Source organism: Enterobacter cloacae complex sp. 302F9, from assembly GCF_050030335.1.
Taxonomy (GTDB): Bacteria; Pseudomonadota; Gammaproteobacteria; order Enterobacterales; family Enterobacteriaceae; genus Enterobacter; species Enterobacter hormaechei_C.
In genome coordinates, this window is the sequence record NZ_JBLGUC010000001.1 from 3,420,985 (window position 1) to 3,446,422 (window position 25,438).

The window sequence follows — 25,438 nt, forward strand, 5'->3', positions numbered from 1 at the left end:
TCAGCCCGCCGATGCGCGGGCTTTGTTTTATCGGTTATTGCCAAAGGACAATTTTGTCCTTTGCCCAGGCGCAATTATGCGCCCATTGATTTTATTAGCTACTTCCACGGGTCATATTCTGTGACAGCCTTACCCTGCTGGCTCTCCTGTCCGTAGTTAAACTGCTTTTTGGTTACCGGCGCAGCGTAAGTCAGGACGTATGCATCTGCGTCGTTCGGGGATCTGCCAAGCAACTCTTTCACCTCTTCCTTGTCCTGCAAAATCTTCCTGCTGTCCTTAAGCCTCACCTTGTACTCTGGCGCGCTCAGTTCATCGGCAAGGTTCTGGCTGTCAAGTTGGGCGCCAAGCTTCAGCGCGTCACGGGCGGATTTGTACATCTCCCCACGCTTATTTCCCATCTCAGGATCTGCGGTTCCGCTGCCGAACTGTATCAGCGTCCAGTTGCGCCCCCAGTTATCCCCTACTGATTTAAGCCCGGTTCCGTAGCCGTAATCGATAAACACCGCGTCGGCCTGATACTGGTCCTCAAAGTCAGCGATGATCTTCGCAAACAGTACATCGTCTGTTGTGCGCTGCCACTCGCCGAGTTTTTTGCAGTGCAGCCCCTGCCTGAGGTAGATCACTGCCGGGTCTTTACCCTGGTGAGACGGGTCAACGCCGAGAACTACCGCGGCGTGCTGCACCTGTGCAGGAGTAATCACTCTGCCGACAGCTGGCTGAGTCAGGCCAGATGGAATGAACTGGTTTTCAGACGCGTCAGGGAAGATCCCCCGCACACGGACTTTCACGAAGTCGCTGTCCTCGCCGTAGTCATCCACCCATTTCTGGAGTTGCTGTTTGTTCGTGCCTTCCACGGTGCGTGAATCAATCTGCGCGCACTTCCAGCGGTGCTTGTACTTGCGGAAGCATTCGCGGAAACGCCCGGTGTTACGCGTCGGGTTCCCGAACGCCACCCAGATGATTTCAGTGTCTTCGTCCGTCAGCGCACCTTCGGCAACCTCCCAGACCAGATCTGCAATGTTTGAGGCTTCGTCGAATACCACGATGATGCGCTTCCGCTCGTTGTGCAGCCCGGCGAACGCCTCGGTGTTGTGTTCAGACCACGGGATTGCGTCAGCGCGCCAGCGTTTGTCGTGACCAGGATCGTTGCTGTACATCGCCGTGGCGGTGCAGGTGAACCACTCTTTTGTGATAGCCAGGTTCGACCATTTGATGATTTCCGGCCAGGTCTTGGTGCGCAGCTGGTTGTCGGTGTTGGCGGTAACCACCACTTTGCAGTCCTCGCAGGTGGACATGCCCCAGTTGATGAGCATCGAGATGAAAGCGGATTTGCCGATACCGTGGCCGGATGCGCGGGCCAGCATCAGCGGCTGGTGACGCGTCGCGGGGTTCTGGAGGTGATCGCGTATCTCGCGGAATGCGTCAGCCTGCCAATTTCTCGGCCCGGTGGCGTGTGCCAGTTCTGTGCCTTCCTCGCCCCATGGGAACGCATAAAGCGCATAGCCCAGAGGGTCATACGTGAACGAAGCAATATCCTCAACGAGCTGCTCTTCCGGTGACATGGCTGCGGCTGTCATTCTTCACCACCAGCCTGCTCTTTGACGCGGCGGCGCGCGGCTGCCATGCGGTCTGCAATGGTGACGGTGCCGGAAACCTCCAGGCGCTCTTTGAACGCGTTGACGTCGACGTGCTTACCAATCAACTCGAGGTTCTTCACTTTGTCCGGCCATTTTATTTTTTTGAGGATGGTCTCTATCGAATCCTCGTTCATGTTCATGATGGTCGAGGACAGGTCGAACCCGCTGAGCGTGGTACGCCAGATTTTCGGCCACTCGCGGATAGACTTCAGGCTGCCGTCATCGTTCAGGATATCCAGCACATCCATCTGGTCGATCTCTACCAGGCGCATGAGGACGTAGTCAGCGCTGACGCGGTTTCGCTTGTTGCGCTCCTCCATCAATTCAGCGATTCGTTTCTGGATTCTTTCGTCTCGCATCATCACGCTGGCTTTGACTGCCGCCGTATTAGGCGAAAATCCTGCGTCTATCGCTGCCTGAGACTGGTTTTCGGGTGTCTTAATGTAGGACTGGCAGTAAGCCTCCTGCATCGCTGTAAGAGGCTTATATTGCGTTGATTTGCGTTTGTGGGTTTTTGGTGTCGCGGGCATCATTACCACCTGAGTAATTTTATTACCATGCAGGTAATACTATCACGCCCGCGCAGATGTTACATGACTGGTGTCGGATCGTCTTCCTGGCTGCCGGCACGGTTGAGAAAATGGGTAACCACACCCAGCACTGTCGTATCGTCCAGCGCATCGCCTTCGATGGACTCACCATCAGGAACGATAAGCGCCCGCCCCTGCACGATGGCGAACTCCGTGCGGCCGCAATAGGAAATCAGCACGGTATCACCCGGATGTGGTTTATTTGCGACGTTGATGATTGCGTACCCAGCCGACGTCTCAACGGTTCGACAGTTGCCGTCGTAGCCGCACATGCTGGTGATGGTAAGGCGGGATTCTGCGTAGTCTTTTGCCGGAGATGGAAAGCCCATAATGGAACCTCACATAAAAATACTGTACATTTAAACAGTATAATCATGTGAGGATTTAGTCAACATGCCGTGACCTGTCACACTGCAAGTTTCGTTTCGTGCCAGCCCTGGGTAACCCAGCACGCCGAATCACCGGCACACGGGCAGGACTTCACAGGCAGGTTGTCGCCACACTTGCCGCACCGGTTAGCACTGATAGCTTTGATGCGGCCGCGCACCCGCGCATCGTCCTGACGGATCAGCAGAGCAATGTACTCGCTCAGTTCGTATGGGTCACGGCCTGGTCGGCGCCCGGCGCAGTTCCTCGCCAGCATCTCCATTTCCTGCTCGTCGAGCACCAGCTCCAGCTTGCGCTCACCGGCTTCCGCCTGGCGGGCACGCTGTGCTGCTTTACGTTCTGCTGCGGTCTTAGCCATTATCCACCACCGTAATTTTAGGAGCCTGCAATAGTGGCCAGAATGCAGAGCAGATGAAAGTATTGATGGCTCGATAAATAAAATTGTTATTCCGCTGTAGCTGCCAGTGGTAAGGCATACAAGCGATAATTCCGCCAATATACACAGCAATAATGCTATCCATTATCATTCTCCATTCTCGCTTCAACTGTGCCATCAAGAAACTTGAGGAGCATGCGATACGCTGCGAGTTGATATTCCTCGTTCAGGGTTAACCCTAATGCGTATTCAGCGTTGCCGCGTGACTCCAGGCGCTTAATCTTTTCGGCCAGTGATTCCTGGGTTACCGTGACCATTTCAGCACCTCCCCGTTTTCTATTTCGATTACCGCTGTTTGGTCCACGCCACCGGCAAGGTCAATTCCGATAAATGCCGCTGACTGAGCAGGAACCATCACCGGCATCGGCACGCGGATGACCAGCCTGCGGAGTTCGGCTATCTCGTCGGCCTGCTCCATGACTCTGGCGTACAGGTCCGATGCTTCGCCTTTCCACCAGGCCACATCGGCTTTAAGGCGGCGCAGGCGCCGCTGTTTAAGTTTGCTCACCATGGCAGCCACCCATAAATCACTGCCATACATAGCAGAACCAACATCACGATGTAGAATGGGTTAGGCATCATCCACCACCTGAGCGCAGAAACCTGCGCCACCACATGGAATGAAAATCCAATAGAACAATTCATCATCAAACATAAACAGAATGGTAATCACGGCTTCACCTCCTGCTGCGGTGCTGCTGCCCACTGCTTACATGCCTCAATCTGCTCTTCTGTGAAGTATGAAAATGCTCCCTCATCACTCCATCCGACACTACGAAAGTTGTCAGGTAACGGCCCTTTTTTCTTACGCTCACAACAATAAAACTCAACAGAGTCGGCTATCGGAACAGGCCTGGAAAACTTCCATGTAAACCCCGCCTTCGTCATTAACTCTTTTGGCTCCCCATTGAAGTAGCTAATGATTATTCTCTTGAATTTTGGCATCTAATTACTCCTGCTGCGGTGCTGCTGGCAGTGGCATCCAGTGGGTTACATTGCAAGATATGACGTTATCAATCGGCTCATCACTTACGCTCCAGGAAATATCTTGCAGCCATACCTGTCCGTTGTAGGTGGCATGTATCGGTTCATCATTGACTGGGAAGCACAGAACTTTAACGCCAACCTCAGGCATCCGCTCACTGCAAGCCACCCAACCATCCGGAATCACCGGAGACTCGCCGCAGCGCGACTCGGCATTTTTGGGTGAAGAATCCAGTGCTGGCGCGGTCTGGATGGCGCAGCGCGACTCGACGTTTTCGGCACCCTGAAGCATGGCGGCGCGGCAGGCGTTCCAGCCGAACTTATAGGCCACATTTATCGAATCGCATGGTTCGTGATTTTCCATTTTTGCTATAGCCTGACGTGTGCTGATAGCATCAGGCACATATACCGGCGCTGGCGGGGCGACACTCAGCAGCACGTAACCAGGCATCCACTGACCAAGATCAGCAACGTGCGTAACGGTGACGCTGATGAAATCACCCGTGAAGGCTTCTTGATTCGGATCCCACTCACAAAGGTCGAGAATGTCGCCTGCCTGATACTCACGGTCATTCCAACGCAGTTCTGCGCGCTTAAGCCCGTCCCGGACAGCTGAGAAGTATTCAGGCCAAATCTTGAGATTGTGCGTCACAGGTTCTCTGGTAATAGTGCTCATGGCTACTTAACCTCAATCTCAACGTTTCGCAACTTAAGCTCTGCCGGCAGGTCTGATTTGCCAGTTAATGCCAGAGCAAGGTTTTCTGGAGTCATCAGAGCGGTGATTGTTTTCCCCATCGCCAGACGAATGATTAGCCTGATTTCTTTATCATCAGCAGCACCAGGCCGAACTATTGATATCTGCGCTTGCATGCTCACTCTCCTTTACCGGCTGCGGCGGGTGCGTCGATGCCAGCAGCAGACAAAGCGATTCGGAACGCTTCCTTCAAATCTGCAATCTGCTTGTCTTTGGCTTCCAGCTCATCCAGCAGCGCCAGAACTGTGGCGGGGTTGGCTGCGGCGATGAAGCGCTTATTGGATCGATTATCTGGTCCTGAGCATGATGCAATGTAGTAATTAGCGTTCAGACCGGCATCAGCAATTACCCCATGGTAGTCATCAGTACACCACTCTCCCGGCGTTGCGTTTTCTGCTGCCGTACGCAGCGACTGTTTGTCGATGATGCTCATTGGTCTGCTCCTTCGATAACATCTTCCCCACAGTGCATCTGCCCATTACGGTAGCTTGGATGCTGAACGGTGTAGATCAAGTAAGCACTGCCAAATGTGGTCCATTTTCCCTCGATATGACGCACTTTCCCGCTTTGCTTTCTGCCCTGACGGTCGGTGTAATTAACAATATCGCCGACGTTGAATTTTGGCTGTAATGCTTTTGCTTTGCTCATGACTGCACTCCTTTGCGAAGCTGGGCGGCGAACTCGCGGGCATCATCACCGCTGATATCTGCATGCATCTCTTTGGCGAACATCTCCACCCCCTGCGCCATTACATCAGCCAGGATAACTTCGGTTGCTGGGGTTTTAACGTCGACCAGCATTCGAACGCTTTCGACATTCTCCGGATCGGTTGATTGCTGCCATCTGATAGTTGCGTCAATCGCAGCTTTAATCCCCGCATTCTCCGCCGCCAGCGCATTACTACGAGCCAGTTGCACATCCAACTGCGTTGCCAGATCGCTAATCAGTTGTGCCACGTCTCGCACATCGACGGCGCCGCATGATGCCTTCAGCTCTGCGGACTGATCATGTGCGCGCTTTACCAGTTCACTCACATTGCATTCCATCTTTACCCCCGCTTACCCGTATAAGTTATTGATTACGTTGATATCAAAAAGGATCGTTATTTAACGCCGATCCCGAACCTTGCGATTAACAGCGCATCCGCGATGGCCTGGCCTTTCGCTTTGGCATCCAGCGCCCTGAGTTCCGGGTAAAGCTGAATCGCCCTGCTGCGCGCTGCGTCCTTGTCGCTGCCGATAAGCCCGACTGACTTCTTCCAGGCCTGAGGCGTTATCAGCGTGTACGGAATGCTGAGCCCCTGGAGGATCCCCTCCGCTACACCAGCTGCATGCCCGAACGTGAACATGCTTGCCGTTCCCTGTCCTGGCATTGCACCGACCTGCTCGAGATATGCATGAGTGATTCCGTACTGCCGAACCCATGCAGCTACCGCTGCGCCGTTCACCCTGGACTTTGTGCCGACCTTGATGGTTGGCATTGCCAGATGGTCGATGTAGCCGCCCTGTTCAGTGACGAGAACCAGTGCCCCGCTGCATCCCGGGTCAATCCCTAAAATTGCTGTCATGCCTTACCTCTCAGGTAATTTAAATCCACATTAGAGTTAAAATAAATAGCTATGCGCATATTTTGTTACCTGCAAGGTAATTATGCTGGCGTAAAAAAATGCGCTGCCGCGCCGTTGCTGCTATGAGGGCTGGTATCCCCTGAATCCCTGCGGTATGGCTTTGTCCGGCTCCGGAACGTCGTTGATATCCCTTCGCTGCTGCTGGGCGACTGGCCTTGCCCTGGACTGCTGCACGCTTCTCGCCAGCTTCTGTTGCCACTGGTCGTGGTGGAATGCCTTGCCCTCCGCTTTCCAGTACGTGATGAAGTCTGCCAGCTCGAACGGTGTTATCTCCGTCTTCAGAGCTATGCCCCACAGCGCAGCGCGCTGGATGAACTGTGGATCTGGCTTCCAGTTGTCATGCATCTGGAATTTTCCAAACTCACCCATTCCGCCAGGCGCAATGTAGCCATTCAGCATCGCGTTGTTCGCATCCGGATCTGGTTCACCGCCACCAGCAGAGTTATCCACAGGTGAATTTTGCTCGTCCCCTATGTGGGGTTTATCTTTTATATCTTCTCTTCTCTTCTCTTCTCTGGTCCGCTTTTTGTCCGCTTCTGATGCGGACGCTTTGCGGACATTTCTCTTCCTGTCTGCGTCCTGTGCTCGACGCTTGGCAGACTGCCCGTTATGGGCTTCAAAGCGCGGCATTACTAGGCTTTCGCCATTTTCTTCGAGCCATCCGACAGCCATCATTGCCCGAGAAAAACCAGGGAAGCCGATCAGGTCGTCTAGAGTGTCCGCACTGTATCCGTCAAGCAAACCGTCAACGGAGTGGACATCGAAAAGACACCATGCGGAATGTAGTCCGCCAACTATCCGCAATCTGTCCGCTTTCAATGCGGACGCCATGCGGACAACTTTTGGGTGCGTGTGCAGGTCGGCACGCATCTTGATCCAGTCACCGGCCATAGCTAACCCCCATATAAGCCCGGATGAATTCAGCGGCAGCCTGTGCGTTTATGGCGTTACCGTAGCCTTTGAGTCGGCCGATGCGGTTGCTGCTTGCCACTCTTGCCACCCCGGGCTCGACTCGTCCCAGGCGCGCGGCAGCCCCATCAACCAGCGGGAATGTGCCGGGTTCAACTGGCCGCCATTTGCCATCTCGACATAAGAGCCAGTCCGCATCTCGCCAAAAACCGTTAACCTCAAGGGGCCGCATGTGTACGCCTGCCTCGGTAGCTGGTCCAGCCTGTCCTTCCCTTCCCGCTGCGCTGTCATTCCTGCCGAGTCCTTCCAGTCGCGTGAAGTTGGTGTCACCCATGCCGCCAGCACTGCAAAGTCCTGTAGATTTGGCTGGCGACCAGCATCCTTCCTCGCCATTACCTTTTTCCAGTCCTGGTAACAATTTTTGATGTTGCTCGCCAGCGGACTCGGCCACCCAATAAGCTCGTTCTCTGATGTGCGGCGCACCGACGCCCGCTGCCGCAAACGGCACAAGCCCGAAGGCGTATCCCATTCCTTCCAGGTCAGCTTGTACAAGGTCGAACCATGCATTTGCGTTACCAGCTGCAACCTGTTCGCCAAAGACATGCTCAGGTCTGCGCTCGCTGATGAGGTGGAAGAAGTGGGGCCAAAGGTGCCGCTCGTCAGCAAACCCATCTCCTTTGCCTGCCGCGCTGAAAGGCTGGCACGGACAGGAACCGGTCCAGACTGGTTTATCGTCAGGCCATCCTGCGAGGCGCAGGGAATGAGACCAGACGCCAATTCCGGCGAAGAAGTGGCATTGCGTGAAGCCTCGCAGGTCGTCAGGTGTGACATCTTCAATACTCCTTTCATCAACTTCGCCCGGTGCGATATGACCGCCGGCGATCAGGTTACGCAGCCACTGCGCTGCAAATGGGTCGATTTCGTTGTAATACGCTGCGGGTTTCATGCTTCACCCCGTGCGGATTTGAGAGCGGATGAGAACTCGCTGCGGTGACGGTTTGCGCTCTGAAGTGCGCACTCAACACAGGTGCCATTCAGTACGTAGCGCTCCGCCTTATGGCCATTCCGGCAGGCTTTGCCGGTGTAGAATCTGTTCAGGCCAGCCTTAGCGGCCTCCATTCTGGTGACGATTTTCACGAAAACGGCCCCTCGTTTGGTTATTGTTATCGGTAATTTTGTGCGATGGCCGAAAAAAGATCAACCATATTCGGATCATTATTACCTGAGAGGACTGAATAGATATGAAAAGACCGCCAGAAGGCGGCCTGATGGGGGTTTGATAGAGGTTTTATTCGTAGAAGAAGATAGCCAGTTCCGGCTTCGTTCTGACCCACCCGCGTTGTTTGCATGCCTTAAACAGCCCATTCATCAATGTCTTACCGGGCATTTTTCGGCGCCCAGTCAGATGCGTCTGGATGTAGTGGCTGGTCGTTCCGGCCTCGTCAGCAAAGGCATTTCGCTCATCAGGAGTGAGTTGCAACCAGTGTTTTTTGAAGTCGAATTTTTCGTTCTCGCTCATAGCTATTGCCTGATATTAATTTCAGATAACAAATATTCACCCAGAAGGTAATAAAAATCAAGGTTTGTTACCTGTGGGGTGCATTTACCTGTGAGGTAAATTCGCTTTTAATTGGCTCACTAACTAATTCATATATGAGGCGATTCACCAGAGCATGAAAAGTATTCAGGATATCCGCAGGCAGAATATTAACGATATCATCGACCGTGACTTCAACGGGGTGCAGACTCGTCTGGCGGAAAAACTGGGAACTCAGGCAAACCTGGTGAACCGCTGGGCCCGCGGGCAGAAGGTTGTCGGCGACACGGTGGCGCGCAAGATTGAGAAGGCAGCAAACAAGCCGTCGAACTGGCTGGACGTCGATCACTCATTATCTGCTGTTGCCATCCCCCAGGAGGAGATCACCCCCTCCGACATCGGCCAGCTGGCGGCGCATAACCTCGAAGTGTGGATGCAGAACAACCGCGACCTGTCATCCCAGGGTAAGTTGTCGAAAGCGTCCGGCGTTGCCCAGGCGACAATCAACCGCATGCTGAACAATGAGGTTAGCGTTTCTATCTCTACCCTGGAGGCGATCGCCAGCGCGTTCGGCCGACGCGGCTATGAGCTGCTCATCCATCCTCGCGACCCGGCGACCATCCATTACGACCGGGCCCGCTACGCATTGTTACCTGAGAGCGAAAAAAGCAAGATTGAGAGCTACGTCGATTTCGTGATTGTTCAGAACGGTAAAACGCAAGAGTAAAGTCATACATTTCAAATACTAAGCCGCCATAGCGCGGCTTTTTTATTGCCCACTCAATTACCCATAAGGTAATTTTTTATAATCATATCTATTGACATCAAACCATATAAGGATAATTATTACCTCAACGGTAACACTGAGGTAACGAATTATGCAGTGGAAAATCATCAACGGTTGGTACTGCGTTACGGCGTGCGGGCTGATGAGCACCAAGTGCCGCACTCTGCATGAGGCCATCAACTGGGCATTTGTCACCAAGATGGCAGTAAAAACTGAAATGGATATGGGGGTGAGCAAGTGAGTGAATTAGCAATCATCGAAATCGCGCCGGACCTGGCGCCAAGCATTTACGTCGAAAACGGTCTGGAAAAGTTTCTCGAGCAGATTCGTGATGGCGTTAAAGAGGTTCCTGACCTGAGCACCGCCAAAGGCCGCGCCCGTATCGCATCACTGGCCGCCCAGGTATCACGCAGCAAAACTGCCGTTGAAAAGCCGGGCCGTGATTACCTGAAACGTCTGAAGGAGCAACCGAAAGTGGTTGAGGCCGAGTTGCGCCGCTTCGTGACTGAATGCGATCAGCTTCGCGATGAAGTACGCCGCCCGCTTACCGAGTGGGAAGACGCGGAAAAGGCACGCACCGAAGCTCTGCAGCAGCGCCTTGTTGAATTGCGCGCATTGGCTGAAGTGATCGACGCCGCCGGTAACTACATGCCATCCGCTGATATTCAGGCCCGCATTCTGGAAGCTAAATCCGTGGTGCTGGATGACAGCTGGCAGGAGCGTGCAGCAGAGGCTGGAGTTGCTAAAGACTCAACCATTCAGCAGCTGGAAGCATCGCTGGCAGTGGCACAAAAGCGCGAGCATGAAGCAGCTGAGCTTGAACGTCTGCGCAAAGAGGCTGAAGAAAAAGCACGCCTCGAACGAGAAGAGGCTATTCGCCGGGAAGCTGCAGAGCAGGCCAAGCGTGATGCAGAAGCAAAAGCACAGGCCGAGATTGATGCTGCTGCACGCCGTGAAGCTGAAGCCCGAGCTGCAACTGAACGAGCAGAGCGCGAAAAAATTGAAGCCCAGCAGAAAGCAGAGCGTGAAGCAAAAGCTGCTGCGGAAAAAGCGGAGCAGGAAAAGAACGACGCTATCGCAGCTGAGCGCCGCCGTCAGGAAGAGGCTGAAACCGCGCGACTGGCAGAACAGAAACGCATCGCCGACGAAGAAGCTCGCCGCGCAGCTGACAAAGAGCACCGCCGCATCATCAACCGTCAGGCTATTGCAGACCTGATCGAAAGCGGTCTTTCGCAGGAAATGGCAGAGAAAGCGCTGATCGCCATAGCCAGCGGGAAGGTATCTGCAGTCTCTATCAAGTACTGAGGTGGGTATGAACATCCAGCAGATTAATAACCTGAAAAAAATTATGACCAGAATCGACAGCGACTACCAGCTGAGCCAGTTGCACTACGAGCGCCAGGTAGAGCTGATCGACGCTATCAAGTACCACCAGCTGCAGAAACCTTTCTACGAGCTGGAGCGCAAAGGCGTGCGTACGGAAATTCTGGAAGAGCTGATGATGAGCCCTGAATTTGAAGAAGCTCTCGCAGCGTACCAGGCCGCGCTGACCAGCATCATCGCGAAGTGGGATCTGGCTGACCAGCTGGACACTGCGAGGAACGCCGCATGAAACCTGGCATCTATTTCGACATCAGCAACGAGGACTACCACGCCGGAGACGGCGTGAGTAAGTCGCAACTGGATATGGTGGCGTTGAGCCCGGCCCTGCTTCAGTGGCAGAAATCAGCACCGGTCGACACCGAAAAGCTTAAAGCGCTGGATATGGGCACCGCACTGCACTGCCTCCTGCTGGAGCCGGAAGAGTTCGATAAACGCTTCATCGTGGCGCCGCAGTTCAACCGCCGCACCACCGCCGGCAAAGAGGATGAAGCAGCGTTCCTGAATGATGTTACGGGAATGGGTATGACGGTTATGGATGCCGAGCAAGGCCGGAAGCTGAAACTGATGCGCGACAGCGCGATGGCTCACCCGGCTGCGCGCTGGCTGCTTGAAGCGGAAGGATTCTGTGAAGCATCGCATTACTGGACGGATCCTGAAACTGGCGAACTGTGCCGCATTCGCCCGGATAAGCGCCTGAAGTATCACCCTGTGTTGCTGGATGTGAAGAAGGTTGCGGACATGGAGCGGTTCGCCCGCCACGTCGAGGAATTTCGGTACCACGTTCAGGACGCCATGTACCGCGAAGGTGCGCAGCAGACCACCGGAGAGCCACACGGTTTCTTCTTCCTGGCAGTAAGCGAAACCATCGACTGCGGGCGCTACCCGGTTCGTGTGTTTGAACTGGATGCGCCGGACGTAGACGCTGGGCATGCACTCTTCCGCAGGGATCTGAATACCTACCACCAGTGCCGCGAAACAGGCGACTGGGGTGGATTTGAAATTATTAAACGCCCTGAATGGGCACGCAAACAGGATATGTACGTATGAGCAACGACATCGCAATCACATCGCAGCCTGGCGCTACCGTCGGTACCGCCGCGGCAATCTTCAGCCCGGAAGGCATGAATCAACTGGTGCGCTTCGCAGAGCTGATGTCACAGAGTAAAGCTACGGTTCCTCAGCACCTGGCAGGAAAGCCTGCTGATTGCCTGGCAGTCACAATGCAGGCGGCGCAGTGGGGGATGAACCCGTTCGCCGTGGCACAGAAAACACATGTAGTTAACGGCACCCTGGGCTACGAAGCGCAACTGGTTAACGCGGTTGTATCTTCCTCCAATCTGCTGGCTACCCGCCTGAATTATCGCTGGGATGGTGACTGGTCGAAAGTTAACGGGAAAACCGACAAATCGCCGAGCCTGACCGTAACCGTGTGGGCGACTCTGAAAGGGGAATCAGCACCGCGCGAACTGACGATTAGCATGGCACAGGCCGGTGTACGTAACTCCCCTCTGTGGGAGCAGGATCCTCGTCAGCAGCTCGCATACCTTTGCGTTAAGCGCTGGGCGCGTCTGCATTCCCCTGACGTCCTGCTTGGCGTGTATACCCCTGACGAATTGCAGGAAACGGCTCCACGCGTTGAACGCGATATCACGCCGACACCTGCCACAGCATCAGGCATGAACAAGCTGATCAATTCAAAGCCTGAGCAAAAGCAGGAAGAGCATGATGCTGGCCGTAAAAAAGACGACCGCAGCCCTGAAAAATTGCTCTCTGATTTTTCTGCTTATGCAGGCGGTGCAGTCACCGTTGAAGAATTGGATTCAGCTTATACAGCCGTAGCAAAGCGTTTATCAGCAAATCAGGATCTGCTGGATAAGGCTACCGATGTATACAGCATCCGCCGCGATGAGCTGAACGAAGTCCCTATGTAATCACCACCGTGGCGCCGTGGCGCCACACCTGCAACCAGGAGAGATAGTTATGAAAGGTGCATTGAGTAAGAAAAAACTCCTTGAGGTGGTGCCACTGTCATGGAGCACGATTGACCGACTGGAGCGTGATGGTGAATTCCCGAAACGCTGGTACATCACCGATGGGAAAGTGGCATGGACCCAGGAAGAAGTGGAGAAGTGGCTTGACGATCGCAGGAAGAACAGCCCGGACGAATTCCAGGGAAAAAAGCCACCGGTTGAGCTGCGGAAGTATCGTCCTGTGAAGGGTTCATCCGTGAGTGCAGCAGCATGACGGCGCTGAAGAAGCATGTCAGCAGATGGTCAGACGTTTACCTGTGTCTGGCCGTGGTCGCCTACCTGATGTGGCTGGCTGCGGTAATCAGTTGAGAGGTCTGGATCAAATGAAAAAGACGAAGCTTGAGCGCTATCACGAAGACTACGTCTCGCAGCGCCGTGTTGAAAGAGTGGTGGCAGTAACGCCGGAAGCAATGGAGATCGAAAGCCGGGCCATCGAGCGAGAGCGCCGCGGTCATTACCGAATTGCGGCCCGCCTTTGGCTTCAGTGTCTGGATGCTGCGGTAGGTGAAGTTGAGCGCGCCCGCATCGCTGTACGCCGCCAGCAATGCATCACCAAAGGTAACCGCACCCCGCACCTGGATTACAGCGGGATCGGATGTCGCGGGGTGGTGTATGACTAACCCGCACGACGGGATCACCGTGGGCAGTGTCACACTGCCCTATTCCATCATCCGCCGTGGATGGGTAGCACCAAGCGGCGACGTTATCAGAAACCCATTGAAGGCTCAGCGCGTGGCTGAGCTGATGAACAGCAAGAAGGTGGCGGTATGACCTATCAACTCCACGTCGGGCGTTGCGAGGATGTCCTGAAAACACTGCCGGATAACTCTGTTGACGCAATCGTTACGGATCCACCGTACGGGCTGAGCTTCATGAACCACAAATGGGATTATGATGTCCCCACCGTAGAGCAGTGGCAGGAATGCCTGCGCGTTCTCAAGCCTGGCGGACACATTCTGGCGTTCGGCGGATCGCGAACCTATCACCGACTTGTGGTTAACGTTGAGGATGCCGGTTTCGAAATCAGGGACCAAATCCTCTGGATTTACGGCAGCGGCTTCCCCAAGTCGCATAACCTTGATGGTGATTTTGATGGCTGGGGAACTGCTCTAAAGCCTGCTCACGAACCTATCGTCATGGCTCGCAAGCCATTCAAAAAAACGGTGTCAGCGAACATGGCCGAGCATGGTACCGGTGCAATCAATATCGATTCCTGTCGCATCCATACTGACGAAGCACTAAATGGAGGTGCTGGCGGTCTTCTTTCGCATCAGCGCGACGGCACAGAACCTGTTGCTGATTACGAGCAGGCACCAGAGGGGCGCTGGCCGGCAAACATCATTCACGACGGAAGTGATGTTGTCGTGTCAGCGTTCCCGGATGCGAAAGGCCAGCAAGGAGCGCTTAACGGCAATGAGCCAAGCTCTAAAATGGGTGCGGCGAATTGCTACGGGCAAATGGACCGGCGGCACGAATCAACTCCACGTATCGATAGCAGCAAGAGCGCCGCCAGGTTCTTCTACTGCGCCAAGGTCAAACCGAAAGAGCGCGATGAAGGCCTCGAGAGGTTCATTGCTACTTCAGCCAGCGACATGACCGGCGGACGTAAAGAAGGAAGCGTCGGCATTAACGATCCGCGCGCCGGTGCCGGGCGTACCAATGGAGCGAAGAACAACCACCCTACCGTTAAGCCAATCGCCCTGATGAGCTATCTCTGCAGGCTGATTACTCCGCCTGGCGGTACCGTGCTTGATCCGTGGATGGGAAGCGGGAGCACAGGCCGGGCAGCTATAGAGGAAGGGTTTAACTTCATCGGCATCGACCTGAACCCGGATTACGTAACCATCGCTTCTGCGCGAATTGCTCACTCATTCAAAAAGACGACGGAGGCTGCTTAATCCTTTCCTTCCATCCACTTCTCAAACTTCGACGGGGAGAACGGCACCAGATCGGTGTGCTCCCCGTTAATCCAGGCATCAACCATATCCGCCCACTGCTGCAACATATAGGCGCGCTGCCGGGCATATTCCGCCTTGTTGTACACCGCGCGTACGCCCTTCTGCTCATGCGCCTGCGCCTTCTCTATCCAGTCTGAAGGATAATCCGCTTCGTGCAGCAGCGTGCTGGCCGTCCGGCGCAGGTCATGCACCGTGAAATCCTGTATCTTCTCGCCGTCTTTGTTTATGGTCGCCACGGTCCGGTCTATCAGCGAGTTCAGCGCGGCATTCGATAATGGCTTGCGGAAGTTGTAGCGCCCGGGCACCAGGTATTCACTGCCACCAGCGCACATTTGCAGGCCGACCAGCAGATCCTGCGCCTGCTTCGGCAGGTAAATCACATGCGCGCGCCTTGCCTTCATTCGGTCGGCGGGGATCGTCCATGTCCAGTTCCTGAAATCGATCTCTGCCCACGTCGCGTATGTAAATTCGCTTTTGCGAACCAGCGTCAGCAGTACCAGCTTCAGCGCCATCTTCATGGTTCCCATCGCACCGACGTCATCCAGCGCACGGAAGAATATGCCAATTTCCTCAGGCGACAGTGTGCGCTCGCGGGGCTTAAACATGGCGATCGATGATGGCTTAATGTCGGCAGCAGGATTGAACAGACCATGCCCGCGGTCGTTGGCGTACCGGTAGACGCTGCTGATTATCTCCCTGACCTGAATCGCCGTTGCCCGGCCGCCACGCTCGACGATACGGTCGCAAAGGTCGCGCACCATCCTGGTGGTTATCTCAGTCATCATTTTGTTGCCGAGGGCGGGAAGAATATCCCTGTCGATCACTGCCTGCTTCATGGCGCGGGTGCTGTCTGCCAGGGTGACGTGTTTCATGTAGGTGTCGGTATATACCGAGAATGTTTCGGCCCCGGCGATTTGCCTGATACCGTCACGTTTCGCCGCAGCAGGCGACTGGCCTGACTTCAGCAGCTTTTTGGCGTCAATGAGTTCCTCGCGCGCTTCCGCCAGGCTGATACCGTCACGACCGTACTGGCCTATCACCAGCGTTTCCCGGCGGCCATTAATGCGGTAGTCGTAGCGGAACGAGACAGAGCCTGACGTGAGCACGGCGACATACAGCCCGTCACGGTCGGAAACCTTATACAGTTTCTCCTGCGGCTTGAGGTTTTTCAGTTTGGTATCGGTAAGCACGATTCACCCGTAATGCATCCATGTTTTTATCGGTATGAGAGTATACCTTTCGGGTAATACCGTCACCTGTACCGTCGAAAAATGTGGTGTAGAGTGAATAGATATGAGTAGTTATAAACAAAAACCCTCTTCGATTACAGAGGGTTAGAGATGAAACTGAATAGATATGATGTGCTATGAACTAGCTATACATCATTCCCACTCGATCGTCGCCGGTGGCTTGCCGCTGATGTCATACACCACGCGGGAAATGCCGTTCACTTCGTTGATGATGCGGTTAGACACGCGGCCTAAGAAGTCATACGGCAGGTGCGCCCAGTGCGCGGTCATGAAGTCGATGGTTTCCACCGCACGCAGGGAAACAACCCAGTCGTACTTACGGCCATCGCCCATCACGCCGACAGAGCGAACCGGCAGGAACACGGTGAACGCCTGGCTCACTTTGTTGTACAGGTCAGCTTTGTGCAGCTCTTCGATGAAGATCGCGTCCGCGCGACGCAGCAGGTCGCAGAACTCTTTCTTCACTTCGCCCAGCACGCGTACGCCGAGACCCGGGCCCGGGAACGGGTGACGGTAGAGCATGTCGTACGGCAGACCCAGTTCCAGGCCAATCTTACGCACTTCGTCTTTGAACAGCTCACGCAGCGGTTCAACCAGGCCCATCTTCATCTCTTTCGGCAGGCCGCCCACGTTGTGGTGAGATTTGATGACGTGCGCTTTACCGGTGGCGGAGGCCGCAGACTCGATCACGTCAGGGTAGATGGTGCCCTGCGCCAGCCATTTCACATCTTCCAGCTTCAGCGCTTCTTCGTCGAACACTTCCACGAACACGCGACCGATGATTTTACGTTTCGCTTCCGGATCGTTCTCGCCTTTCAGCGCGTCCAGGAAGCGCTGCTCGCCTTCCACGTGAACGATGTTCAGACCGAAGTGGTCGCCAAACATGTCCATAACCTGCTGGGCTTCGTTCAGACGCAGCAGACCGTTGTCCACGAAGACGCAGGTCAGGTTTTTACCGATGGCGCGGTGCAGCAGCATCGCGGTTACGGAGGAGTCCACGCCGCCGGAGAGGCCGAGGATCACTTTGTCATCACCAACCTGCTGGCGGATACGCTCCACGGCATCGTCGATGATTTTTGCCGGGGTCCACAGGGCTTCACACTGGCAGATGTCACGCACGAAGCGCTCCAGCATGCGCATACCCTGACGGGTGTGGGTCACTTCCGGGTGGAACTGCACGCCGTAGAAGCGTTTTTCTTCGTTCGCCATGATGGCGAACGGGCAGCTTTCAGTGCTGGCAACGGTCACGAAGTCGGACGGGATAGCGGTGACTTTGTCGCCGTGGCTCATCCACACGTCCAGCAGCGGTTTGCCGTCTGCGGTCAGGGAGTCTTCGATACCGCGCACCAGCGCGCTGTCGGTGACGACTTCAACCTGTGCGTAGCCGAACTCACGCTCGTTAGAGCCTTCTACGTGGCCGCCCAGCTGCATCGCCATGGTCTGCATGCCGTAGCAAACGCCGAACACCGGTACGCCCGCTTCGAACACGTACTGCGGCGCACGCGGGCTGTTCTCTTCGGTAGTGCTTTCCGGGCCGCCGGACAGGATGATGCCGCTTGGATTGAACTCGCGAATCTGTGCTTCCGTGACATCCCACGCCCACAGCTCACAGTAAACGCCCAGTTCACGCACGCGGCGCGCCACCAGCTGAGTGTACTGAGAACCAAAGTCCAGGATGAGAATGCGATGTTTATGAATGTTTTCCGTCATTGACGCTAATTCCGAGGCAAGTGAAACAAAACAAAGCGCCCGGCATTGAGCCGGGCGCGGAAATTTATCAGGAGCCCAGACGGTAGTTCGGGGACTCTTTGGTGATCGTCACGTCGTGAACGTGGCTCTCCTGGATACCCGCACCGCTGATGCGTACGAATTCCGCTTTGGTACGCAGCAGGTCAATGGTACCACAGCCGGTCAGCCCCATACAGGAGCGCAGGCCGCCCATCTGCTGGTGAATGATCTCTTTCAGGCGGCCTTTATACGCCACGCGGCCTTCAATACCTTCCGGCACCAGTTTGTCAGCAGCGTTATCGGTCTGGAAGTAACGGTCAGAGGAACCTTTAGACATCGCGCCCAGGGAGCCCATACCGCGGTAGGATTTATAAGAACGCCCCTGGTAGAGTTCGATTTCACCCGGGGATTCTTCGGTACCGGCCAGCATGGAGCCCACCATCACGGCTGCGGCACCTGCGGCGATCGCTTTGGCGATGTCGCCAGAGAAACGGATACCGCCGTCCGCGATTACCGGAATACCGGTACCTTCCAGCGCTTCAACCGCGTCAGAAACCGCGGTGATCTGCGGCACGCCTACGCCGGTGACGATACGGGTGGTACAGATAGAGCCAGGACCGATACCCACTTTCACCGCGCTGCAACCCGCTTCCGCCAGCGCGCGAGCGCCTGCGCCGGTTGCTACGTTACCGCCGATGATCTGGAGATCCGGGTATTTAGCACGGGTTTCACGAATACGTTGCAGAACGCCTTCGGAGTGGCCGTGGGAGGAGTCAATCAGCAGCACGTCAACGCCCGCAGCAACCAGCGCGTCAACGCGCTCTTCGTTACCCGCACCTGCGCCAACCGCAGCGCCGACGCGCAGACGGCCATGCTCGTCTTTACAGGCGTTCGGTTTACGTTCTGCTTTCTGGAAATCTTTAACGGTGATCATGCCGCGCAGGTGGAAGTTCGCGTCCACAACCAGCGCTTTCTCAACGCGTTTTTCGTGCATTTTCGCCAGCACCACGTCGCGGGTTTCGCCTTCACGCACGGTCACCAGACGCTCTTTTGGCGTCATGTAGACGCTGACAGGCTGGTTCAGGTCAGTCACGAAACGCACGTCACGACCGGTAATGATACCCACCAGTTCGTTGTCTTCAGTGACTACCGGATAGCCTGCAAAGCCGTTACGCTCGGTCAGGGCTTTCACTTCGTGCAGCGTGGTGGTTGGCAGAACGGTCTGAGGATCGGACACGATACCGGATTCATGCTTCTTCACGCGGCGAACTTCTTCCGCCTGACGCTCGATAGACATGTTTTTGTGGATAAAGCCAATGCCGCCTTCCTGTGCCAGGGCGATAGCCAGACGCGCTTCAGTCACGGTGTCCATTGCTGCGGAGAGCATAGGAATGTTCAGACGAATGGTTTTCGTCAACTGCGTGCTGAGGTCGGCAGTATTCGGCAGAACGGTGGAGTGAGCGGGAACGAGGAGGACGTCGTCAAACGTCAGTGCTTCTTTAGCGATACGTAGCATGGGCAATATCTCTGACCTGGGTGGTTAAATATTGCCGTGGCATTATACAGAGCGTAACCGATTGCATCCACACTTTTTTGAAAAAAATGCTTGCGCTCACCTCTCAGCAGGTTACTATCGACTGAATAACTTGCTGATTTAGAATTTGATCCCGCTCACATGTTATCCTCTCAATCCCCCTCAATTTATACTGTCAGCCGCCTTAATCAGACGGTGCGTTTGCTGCTTGAGCAGGAAATGGGACAGGTCTGGATCAGCGGTGAAATCTCTAACTTCACGCAGCCTGCTTCCGGTCACTGGTACTTTACGCTGAAAGACGACACCGCTCAGGTGCGCTGCGCGATGTTCCGCAACAGCAACCGTCGCGTGACGTTCCGTCCTCAGCATGGCCAGCAGGTTCTGGTTCGCGCCAATATTACCCTGTATGAGCCGCGCGGCGATTATCAGATTATCGTCGAGAGCATGCAGCCCGCCGGTGAAGGCTTATTGCAGCAGAAGTACGAGCAGCTAAAAGCCATGCTTTCGGCTGAGGGATTGTTCGACCAGCAGTTTAAAAAGCCCCTGCCCTCACCTGCCCACTGCGTTGGGGTTATCACCTCGAAAACCGGTGCGGCCCTGCACGATATTTTGCACGTCCTGAAGCGCCGTGACCCTTCCCTGCCCGTCATTATTTACCCAACTGCCGTTCAGGGTGACGATGCGCCGGGGCAGATCGTGCGCGCGATTGAACTGGCAAATGCCCGTCAGGAGTGTGATGTATTAATCGTTGGGCGCGGCGGCGGCTCGCTGGAAGACCTTTGGAGCTTTAACGACGAGCGCGTGGCGCGGGCAATCTTTGCCAGCCTTATCCCGGTGGTAAGTGCCGTCGGTCACGAAACGGATGTGACGATTGCCGATTTTGTCGCGGATTTACGCGCGCCCACGCCGTCCGCGGCGGCAGAGGTGGTCAGCCGTAACCAGCTGGAGCTGCTGCGTCAGATCCAGAACGGGCAGCAGCGCCTGGAGATGGCGATGGACTACTTCCTCGCCAACCGTACCCGCCGCTTTACCCAGCTTCACCATCGTCTGCAACAGCAGCATCCGCAATTGCGTCTGGCGCGTCAGCAAACCGTGCTGGAACGTCTGCGTCAGCGGATGAACTTCGCGCTGGATAACCAGCTTAAGCGGGCGGTATCGCGCCAGCAGCGCACGACGCAGCGTCTGAACCAGCAGAATCCGCAGCCGAAGATTTATCGCGCGCAAACGCGGATCCAGCAGCTTGAGTTCCGCCTCGCGGAAAATATCCGCTCACGCCTGAGCGCCACCCGCGAGCGTTTTGGCAATGCGGTCACCCATCTGGAAGCCGTCAGCCCGCTCTCCACGCTGGCTCGCGGCTATAGTGTGACCACCGCGACGGACGGCAAAGTGCTGAAACAAACGAAACAGGTTAAAGCCGGGGATGTGCTCACCACCCGGCTTTCTGACGGCTGGGTCGAGAGTGAGGTGAAAGAGATCAAACCGGTGAAAAAAACGCGCCAGCGTAAAAGCGGATAAATCTTCGCCGGTTACAAACTATACTGCTGCTATTGCCTTTTTTAATAAGGAGAGCAGCATGCCCCATCTTCATAGCGTCATCCCTCCGTATATTCTTCGTCGAATTATCGAAAGCGGTTCTGAGCCGCAGCAGCGCTGCGCCCGTCAGACCTTAACCCACGTCCAGACGCTGATGGCCCATATGCCGGGCAAACCCGCCGCGCCGCATGTGAATAAAGCCGGTCAGCTTGAGCGTGACATCTACGATGCGAAACAGACCCAGGAGCTGCCGGGTAGCCAGGTGCGCTATGAAGGCCAGCCCTCCAACGGCGATGTGGCGGTGGATGAAGCGTACGATTATCTGGGTATCACCCATGATTTCTTCTGGAAAGAATATCAGCGCGATTCGCTCGATAACAAAGGGCTGATCCTCACCGGCACCGTGCACTATGGCCGGGAATATCAGAACGCCTTCTGGAACGGCCAGCAGATGGTCTTTGGCGACGGTGACGGAGAAATCTTCAACCGCTTCACCATTGCCATCGACGTGGTGGCGCATGAGCTGAGCCACGGCGTGACCGAGACCGAAGCCGGACTGATCTATTTTGAGCAGTCGGGCGCGCTGAACGAGTCCTTATCAGACGTGTTCGGCTCGCTGGTGAAGCAATACCATCTTAAGCAAACCGCCGATAAAGCAGACTGGCTCATTGGTGAAGGGCTGCTGGCAGCGGGGATTAACGGCAAAGGGCTACGTTCCATGTCTGAACCCGGTACCGCCTACGACGATCCGCTGCTCGGCAAAGACCCGCAGCCCGCGCACATGAAAGACTTCATCAAGACGCGCGAGGATAACGGTGGCGTGCATCTTAACTCCGGCATCCCCAACCGCGCGTTTTACCTGGCCGCAACGGCGATCGGTGGCTACGCCTGGGAAAAAGCGGGTTATGCCTGGTACGACACGGTTTGCGATCGCAACCTGGCGCAGGATGCGGATTTTGACGCTTTCGCAAAACTGACGATCGCGCACGGCGAGAAACGCTCCGGTAGCGACGTTGGGGCGGCTATAAAACAAGCCTGGGAACAGGTAGGAGTGCTGTAAATGCAGGTTCCGGAACTGACGGATGACGCCGTGGTTGAGCTGGCCCGGGAAGGCGGCGTCGCCTTTATCCCTAAACTGAGCGGCCAGCGCACCATTGCGCTCTCCTCGCTTAATGAGGCCCAGCGCCAGCGCCTGGTGAGCATTCTTGAGCAGGCTTTCCCGCGCGGCCAGCCGCCCGGGCAAGCCTCTTCCCCCGGCAGCGGTGACCAGCGCTATTTCCGCATCCAGATTATCTGGACCGGCCAAAATCAGGCGCACTACGCCGATATCATCGTGCTGGTACCCGAGCAGGAAGCACCCGAGTCGCTGGTGGAACTGTGGCAGAAAGGTGAAGGCTGCGTGTGCGATTAACCTTCGGCCCGAACAAACTCCACGCGTTTTTTAGAGATAAGACCGTGGCCGTTCTGGCAAAAATAGTCCACCGCACCGCAGGCTTTTAGTACCTGGAGTGGCTGATGACACTCCGGGCAGCGGGCTTCGAGCGCGATATCTTTATTACAACTTTCGCAGTGCGCTACCCCGTTCAGGGGCTCCAGCGGTGTCTGGCAATCCGGGCAGGTAATCGTCATGGTGACTCCTTCAAAGCGTTCAGGTCTGCGATAATTTTACCACGTCGCGTTCAGTGCGGGCCACGCAACTGTTGCTGTAAGGTCAGCAGCAGCGTCACCTCCTCGACCCTGCGGCGCGTCGTGCGGCTCACCTGGTGCGGATCCCGTTCAAAGAGACTTTTTGCCCCCAGAATATGCTCCGCAAGGCAATGCTCGTAGATCGTACCGGGAATATGCCAGCGCTGAATTTCTTTACCCTTAATCAGCTCCAGCACATCTTCTGCGCCGCGTCGGTCGTGGCTGACGATACGCCCGTCGCGCAAATGGAAGCGTAATCCCTTTTGCCCGCCCGCAGGTCCCGCGTATTTGTTAAGCCAGATGTCCACCGGCACGCCGCTGATGCTTCCCTGCAAATGCGCCTCGCCTTCCGCCGTGGTCAGATCGCCCGTTGCGATTTCGCGGCCCAGGCGGTCTTTTGCTGTCACCACCTGCAACGTCATATCGTCACTGCCGCCCAGGTAAAGCACCGTTTCACGCAGCATCGCCAGCACGTGCGTACCGATATCCAGAATCACACCATCTGGATGGCGAAGCGTTCGCGCGTCTGGCTCGCCGGTGGCGAAGTTGAGCGCAATGGGCTCTCCTTCGGCGTTATACCCGCTTGGCTCCTGCAAAAAACCTTCGATTTTGACGATGTCAGAAACATGAGCGACCAGTGATTGCTTTACGCTATCGAGACGCGCCATCCAGTGATCGAGCGCCAGCACGCGGTCGGCGGCTCCCGGTTGAGCCAGCAGCGCTTTCAGTTTTTCAATTTGGGGCAGCGTGGCGACAATCGGTTTTTCTACCACAATACGCGACGCGGGTGAGGCCAGCGCCTGCTCAAGTACCTCGAGATGGTACAGGGAGGAAGTGGTGATAAACAGGGTATCCAGCGGGTGGGAAAGAAGTTCACCGAGCGACGCGCAACGTGTGACCCCTTCAGGCTGCTTCTCGGGATGAATATCAAAACCTAAACAGCGCGGAGTATCAGGAAAAAGATTTCGTATTGCCGGTAAGTAAGCCGTTTCAACCACAGCACCAAGCCCAACAAACCCTAACAGCATGTTCTTACCTCGTTAAGTCAATTGCCGGGGCATAACGCCACCCCGGCAAGGTCGAGGTTTATCAGGCGTTAGCGGCCGGTTTAGTCTGCGCATTTTCCAGCATGCGGCGCACCGGAACAATGAGGACGATCAGCACCGCAGCACAAATCAGCAGCGCAATGGAGCAACGGGCAAAGAGGTCTGGCAGCATATCCAGCTGGTCGGCCTTCACGTGACCACCAATCAGCCCCGCAGCCAGGTTACCCAGCGCACTGGCGCAGAACCACAGGCCCATCATCTGGCCGCGCATTCTCTCCGGCGCCAGCAGGGTCATGGTCGCAAGACCAATCGGACTCAGGCACAGTTCCCCGAGCGTCAGCATCAGGATACTGCCCACCAGCCAGAACGGAGAAACCCCTGCCCCACCGTTGCTCAGCACGTTCTGCGCCGCCAGCATCATCAGGCCAAAGCCCGCCGCCGCGCACAGAATGCCGATCACGAACTTGGTGATGCTGCTCGGACGAATGTTTTTGCTCGCCAGCTTCGGCCATGCCCAGCTAAATACCGGGGCCAGCAGAATGATGAACAGGGCATTGATCGACTGGAACCACACCGCCGGGATCTCAAAATCACCGATCATGCGGTTAGTGTAGTCGTTGGCGAACAGGTTGAAGGAGGTTGGCTTCTGCTCGAACGCGGACCAGAAGAACGCGGCGGAGACCAGCAGAATAAAGCACACCAGCAGCCTTGCGCGCTCTTTGCGATTCAGCCCGGCGAAGATGAACAGATAGATGAAGTAGAGCGCGACGGAGGCGGCAATCACATACACCAGCACGCTGGCGACCGCGACCGGATTAATCACAATCACGCCCTGGGCAATCAACGTTACGATGATTGCAACACCCACAGCCAGCGCCAGCAGCCAGGCACCCACGCCGTTACGTTTCACTACCGGACTGTTCCAGGTGGAGTCCAGACCGACTTCACTGTCGTAGCGCTTCATGGCCGGAACGGCAAACACGCGGAAGATAATCAGGGCGACCAGCATCCCGATACCACCGATACCAAAGCCCCAGTGCCAGCCGTGGGTTTTAATCAGCCAGCCGGAAATCAGAGGGGCAATGAACGAGCCCATGTTGATGCCCATATAGAACAGCGAGAAACCGCCGTCACGACGCGCATCGCCTTTTTTATACAGGGTGCCGACCATGACCGAGATACAGGTCTTGAACAGGCCGGAGCCGAGCACGATAAACATCAGGCCGATGAAGAACAGGTTGTCGCCCATGATGGCCGACAGGGCGATCGACAGGTGCCCGAGCGCAATCAAAATCGAACCGTACCAGACGGCCCGCTGCTGGCCGAGCCAGTTATCCGCCAGCCAGCCGCCCGGCAGCGCAGCGAGGTACATGGTGCCGGCAAAGATGCCGACAATCGCCGAGGCGTTTTCACGCGCCAGGCCCATTCCGCCGTCATACACGGTGGCGGCCATAAACAGAATCAGTAGCGGGCGAATACCGTAAAACGAAAAACGCTCCCACATCTCGGTGAAGAACAGCGAACCGAGCGGATAAGGATGGCCGAAGAAGGTTCGGCTCTCTTTTTGATTAACAGAGGATTGCATAATTCTCCCGAAAAGGTATGTGTCGTGCTTGTAAACACCAGCATGTACGCCGAACGG

At 55.7% G+C, this 25,438-nt stretch carries 35 protein-coding genes and 1 pseudogene; 13 read left to right on the top strand and 23 right to left on the bottom strand.

Annotated features, from left to right (window positions below; translation table 11 throughout):
• Positions 1-98 precede the first annotated feature (98 nt).
• The 17 genes and pseudogenes from ACQG0T_RS16480 to ACQG0T_RS16560 all read right to left on the bottom strand — a co-directional run bounded on the left by ACQG0T_RS16480 (position 99) and on the right by ACQG0T_RS16560 (position 8,843).
• Positions 99-1,577, bottom strand: a complete 1,479-nt coding sequence (locus tag ACQG0T_RS16480) for a terminase (RefSeq protein WP_426723834.1) — start codon at positions 1,575-1,577, stop codon at positions 99-101.
• The gene (locus ACQG0T_RS16485; protein ID WP_426723835.1) at positions 1,574-2,170 is read right to left on the bottom strand and encodes a terminase small subunit; all 597 of its coding nucleotides are present in this window, start codon (positions 2,168-2,170) and stop codon (positions 1,574-1,576) included. Before ACQG0T_RS16485 ends, ACQG0T_RS16480 begins: the two co-directional genes overlap by 4 nt.
• A gap of 56 nt (positions 2,171-2,226) precedes the next feature.
• On the bottom strand, positions 2,227-2,556 hold the full coding sequence (locus ACQG0T_RS16490) for a hypothetical protein (protein ID WP_426723836.1): 330 nt from the start codon (positions 2,554-2,556) through the stop codon (positions 2,227-2,229).
• Between the two features lie 77 nt (positions 2,557-2,633).
• Positions 2,634-2,972, bottom strand: a complete 339-nt coding sequence (locus ACQG0T_RS16495; protein WP_426723837.1) for a hypothetical protein — start codon at positions 2,970-2,972, stop codon at positions 2,634-2,636.
• The gene (locus ACQG0T_RS16500) at positions 2,965-3,135 is read right to left on the bottom strand and encodes a hypothetical protein (RefSeq protein WP_153213694.1); all 171 of its coding nucleotides are present in this window, start codon (positions 3,133-3,135) and stop codon (positions 2,965-2,967) included. The genes ACQG0T_RS16495 and ACQG0T_RS16500 overlap by 8 nt, the downstream gene beginning before the upstream one ends.
• A complete protein-coding gene (locus tag ACQG0T_RS16505; RefSeq protein ID WP_426723838.1) occupies positions 3,128-3,307 on the bottom strand; it encodes a hypothetical protein in 180 nt (59 codons plus the stop codon). Before ACQG0T_RS16505 ends, ACQG0T_RS16500 begins: the two co-directional genes overlap by 8 nt.
• Positions 3,295-3,561 (bottom strand): hypothetical protein, encoded by a 267-nt coding sequence (locus ACQG0T_RS16510; protein ID WP_426723839.1) that lies wholly within the window; start codon positions 3,559-3,561, stop codon positions 3,295-3,297. The genes ACQG0T_RS16505 and ACQG0T_RS16510 overlap by 13 nt, the downstream gene beginning before the upstream one ends.
• Before the next feature lie 158 nt (positions 3,562-3,719).
• On the bottom strand, positions 3,720-3,995 hold the full coding sequence (locus ACQG0T_RS16515; protein WP_426723840.1) for a hypothetical protein: 276 nt from the start codon (positions 3,993-3,995) through the stop codon (positions 3,720-3,722).
• Positions 3,996-3,999: 4 nt separating this feature from the next.
• Positions 4,000-4,710: a DUF3850 domain-containing protein gene (locus ACQG0T_RS16520; protein ID WP_426723841.1), complete on the bottom strand. Its 711-nt coding sequence runs from the start codon at positions 4,708-4,710 to the stop codon at positions 4,000-4,002.
• Positions 4,711-4,712: 2 nt separating this feature from the next.
• The gene (locus tag ACQG0T_RS16525) at positions 4,713-4,904 is read right to left on the bottom strand and encodes a hypothetical protein (protein ID WP_426723842.1); all 192 of its coding nucleotides are present in this window, start codon (positions 4,902-4,904) and stop codon (positions 4,713-4,715) included.
• Between the two features lie 71 nt (positions 4,905-4,975).
• Positions 4,976-5,221: pseudogene (locus ACQG0T_RS16530) on the bottom strand (ead/Ea22-like family protein); the annotation flags it as partial.
• Positions 5,218-5,436 carry a hypothetical protein gene (locus tag ACQG0T_RS16535; RefSeq protein WP_426723843.1) on the bottom strand — a complete coding sequence of 73 codons (219 nt, stop codon included), beginning with the start codon at positions 5,434-5,436 and terminating at the stop codon, positions 5,218-5,220. The pseudogene ACQG0T_RS16530 and the gene ACQG0T_RS16535, both read right to left, overlap by 4 nt.
• Complete coding sequence (locus ACQG0T_RS16540; protein ID WP_426723844.1) at positions 5,433-5,744, bottom strand: hypothetical protein; 312 nt, start codon at positions 5,742-5,744, stop codon at positions 5,433-5,435. The genes ACQG0T_RS16535 and ACQG0T_RS16540 overlap by 4 nt, the downstream gene beginning before the upstream one ends.
• A gap of 146 nt (positions 5,745-5,890) precedes the next feature.
• Complete coding sequence (locus ACQG0T_RS16545; RefSeq protein WP_426723845.1) at positions 5,891-6,355, bottom strand: crossover junction endodeoxyribonuclease RuvC; 465 nt, start codon at positions 6,353-6,355, stop codon at positions 5,891-5,893.
• 120 nt (positions 6,356-6,475) lie between these two features.
• A complete protein-coding gene (locus tag ACQG0T_RS16550; RefSeq protein WP_426723846.1) occupies positions 6,476-7,306 on the bottom strand; it encodes a DnaT-like ssDNA-binding domain-containing protein in 831 nt (276 codons plus the stop codon).
• Positions 7,296-8,270, bottom strand: coding sequence for a DNA cytosine methyltransferase (locus ACQG0T_RS16555; protein ID WP_426723847.1), 975 nt, complete (start codon positions 8,268-8,270; stop codon positions 7,296-7,298). The genes ACQG0T_RS16550 and ACQG0T_RS16555 overlap by 11 nt, the downstream gene beginning before the upstream one ends.
• A gap of 342 nt (positions 8,271-8,612) precedes the next feature.
• The gene (locus tag ACQG0T_RS16560; protein ID WP_032634928.1) at positions 8,613-8,843 is read right to left on the bottom strand and encodes a hypothetical protein; all 231 of its coding nucleotides are present in this window, start codon (positions 8,841-8,843) and stop codon (positions 8,613-8,615) included.
• A gap of 154 nt (positions 8,844-8,997) precedes the next feature.
• Between ACQG0T_RS16560 and ACQG0T_RS16565 the strand changes: the two genes are divergently transcribed.
• From ACQG0T_RS16565 to ACQG0T_RS16610, 10 genes are all read left to right on the top strand, one after another.
• Positions 8,998-9,588 (top strand): helix-turn-helix domain-containing protein, encoded by a 591-nt coding sequence (locus ACQG0T_RS16565; RefSeq protein ID WP_426723848.1) that lies wholly within the window; start codon positions 8,998-9,000, stop codon positions 9,586-9,588.
• A 151-nt stretch (positions 9,589-9,739) separates the two neighbouring features.
• Entirely contained in the window at positions 9,740-9,889 is a 150-nt protein-coding gene (locus ACQG0T_RS16570; RefSeq protein WP_162843058.1) for a hypothetical protein, read from the top strand.
• Complete coding sequence (locus ACQG0T_RS16575; RefSeq protein WP_180244363.1) at positions 9,886-10,953, top strand: hypothetical protein; 1,068 nt, start codon at positions 9,886-9,888, stop codon at positions 10,951-10,953. Before ACQG0T_RS16570 ends, ACQG0T_RS16575 begins: the two co-directional genes overlap by 4 nt.
• 7 nt (positions 10,954-10,960) lie before the next feature.
• On the top strand, positions 10,961-11,260 hold the full coding sequence (locus tag ACQG0T_RS16580; RefSeq protein ID WP_232933405.1) for a hypothetical protein: 300 nt from the start codon (positions 10,961-10,963) through the stop codon (positions 11,258-11,260).
• Entirely contained in the window at positions 11,257-12,078 is an 822-nt protein-coding gene (locus ACQG0T_RS16585) for a PD-(D/E)XK nuclease-like domain-containing protein (protein WP_426723849.1), read from the top strand. The genes ACQG0T_RS16580 and ACQG0T_RS16585 overlap by 4 nt, the downstream gene beginning before the upstream one ends.
• Positions 12,075-12,962, top strand: a complete 888-nt coding sequence (locus tag ACQG0T_RS16590) for a RecT family recombinase (RefSeq protein ID WP_426723850.1) — start codon at positions 12,075-12,077, stop codon at positions 12,960-12,962. The genes ACQG0T_RS16585 and ACQG0T_RS16590 overlap by 4 nt, the downstream gene beginning before the upstream one ends.
• Before the next feature lie 49 nt (positions 12,963-13,011).
• Positions 13,012-13,275, top strand: a complete 264-nt coding sequence (locus ACQG0T_RS16595; protein ID WP_128297611.1) for a helix-turn-helix transcriptional regulator — start codon at positions 13,012-13,014, stop codon at positions 13,273-13,275.
• Positions 13,276-13,384: 109 nt separating this feature from the next.
• Positions 13,385-13,681, top strand: coding sequence for a PerC family transcriptional regulator (locus ACQG0T_RS16600; RefSeq protein ID WP_032634921.1), 297 nt, complete (start codon positions 13,385-13,387; stop codon positions 13,679-13,681).
• Positions 13,674-13,832 carry a DUF1317 family protein gene (locus ACQG0T_RS16605; protein WP_426723851.1) on the top strand — a complete coding sequence of 53 codons (159 nt, stop codon included), beginning with the start codon at positions 13,674-13,676 and terminating at the stop codon, positions 13,830-13,832. The genes ACQG0T_RS16600 and ACQG0T_RS16605 overlap by 8 nt, the downstream gene beginning before the upstream one ends.
• A complete protein-coding gene (locus tag ACQG0T_RS16610; protein ID WP_426723852.1) occupies positions 13,829-14,959 on the top strand; it encodes a DNA-methyltransferase in 1,131 nt (376 codons plus the stop codon). The genes ACQG0T_RS16605 and ACQG0T_RS16610 overlap by 4 nt, the downstream gene beginning before the upstream one ends.
• Here ACQG0T_RS16610 and ACQG0T_RS16615 read toward each other — a convergent pair.
• The 3 genes from ACQG0T_RS16615 to guaB all read right to left on the bottom strand — a co-directional run bounded on the left by ACQG0T_RS16615 (position 14,956) and on the right by guaB (position 19,513).
• Positions 14,956-16,209: a tyrosine-type recombinase/integrase gene (locus ACQG0T_RS16615; protein WP_426723853.1), complete on the bottom strand. Its 1,254-nt coding sequence runs from the start codon at positions 16,207-16,209 to the stop codon at positions 14,956-14,958. The genes ACQG0T_RS16610 and ACQG0T_RS16615 overlap by 4 nt on opposite strands.
• A gap of 192 nt (positions 16,210-16,401) precedes the next feature.
• Positions 16,402-17,979, bottom strand: a complete 1,578-nt coding sequence (gene guaA, locus ACQG0T_RS16620; RefSeq protein ID WP_150318858.1) for a glutamine-hydrolyzing GMP synthase — start codon at positions 17,977-17,979, stop codon at positions 16,402-16,404.
• Between the two features lie 67 nt (positions 17,980-18,046).
• Positions 18,047-19,513, bottom strand: a complete 1,467-nt coding sequence (gene guaB / locus ACQG0T_RS16625; protein WP_003860601.1) for an IMP dehydrogenase — start codon at positions 19,511-19,513, stop codon at positions 18,047-18,049.
• A gap of 159 nt (positions 19,514-19,672) precedes the next feature.
• On the opposite strand from guaB, the gene xseA reads away from it, so the two are divergent.
• The 3 genes from xseA to ACQG0T_RS16640 are packed head-to-tail and all read left to right on the top strand — an operon-like array spanning position 19,673 to position 22,475.
• Positions 19,673-21,046 carry an exodeoxyribonuclease VII large subunit gene (gene xseA / locus ACQG0T_RS16630; RefSeq protein WP_032102796.1) on the top strand — a complete coding sequence of 458 codons (1,374 nt, stop codon included), beginning with the start codon at positions 19,673-19,675 and terminating at the stop codon, positions 21,044-21,046.
• 58 nt (positions 21,047-21,104) lie between these two features.
• A complete protein-coding gene (locus ACQG0T_RS16635; RefSeq protein WP_017383522.1) occupies positions 21,105-22,124 on the top strand; it encodes a M4 family metallopeptidase in 1,020 nt (339 codons plus the stop codon).
• Positions 22,125-22,475, top strand: coding sequence for a protealysin inhibitor emfourin (locus ACQG0T_RS16640; protein WP_006811517.1), 351 nt, complete (start codon positions 22,125-22,127; stop codon positions 22,473-22,475).
• On the opposite strand, the gene ACQG0T_RS16645 is transcribed toward ACQG0T_RS16640, so the two are convergent.
• From ACQG0T_RS16645 to ACQG0T_RS16655, 3 genes are all read right to left on the bottom strand, one after another.
• Complete coding sequence (locus ACQG0T_RS16645) at positions 22,472-22,693, bottom strand: zinc ribbon domain-containing protein (RefSeq protein ID WP_015572176.1); 222 nt, start codon at positions 22,691-22,693, stop codon at positions 22,472-22,474. The two genes, ACQG0T_RS16640 and ACQG0T_RS16645, sit on opposite strands and share 4 nt — an antisense overlap.
• Before the next feature lie 50 nt (positions 22,694-22,743).
• Positions 22,744-23,778 (bottom strand): Gfo/Idh/MocA family oxidoreductase, encoded by a 1,035-nt coding sequence (locus ACQG0T_RS16650; RefSeq protein WP_032102799.1) that lies wholly within the window; start codon positions 23,776-23,778, stop codon positions 22,744-22,746.
• Between the two features lie 61 nt (positions 23,779-23,839).
• Positions 23,840-25,381 (bottom strand): peptide MFS transporter, encoded by a 1,542-nt coding sequence (locus tag ACQG0T_RS16655; RefSeq protein WP_015572174.1) that lies wholly within the window; start codon positions 25,379-25,381, stop codon positions 23,840-23,842.
• Between the last annotated feature and the right edge of the window lie 57 nt (positions 25,382-25,438).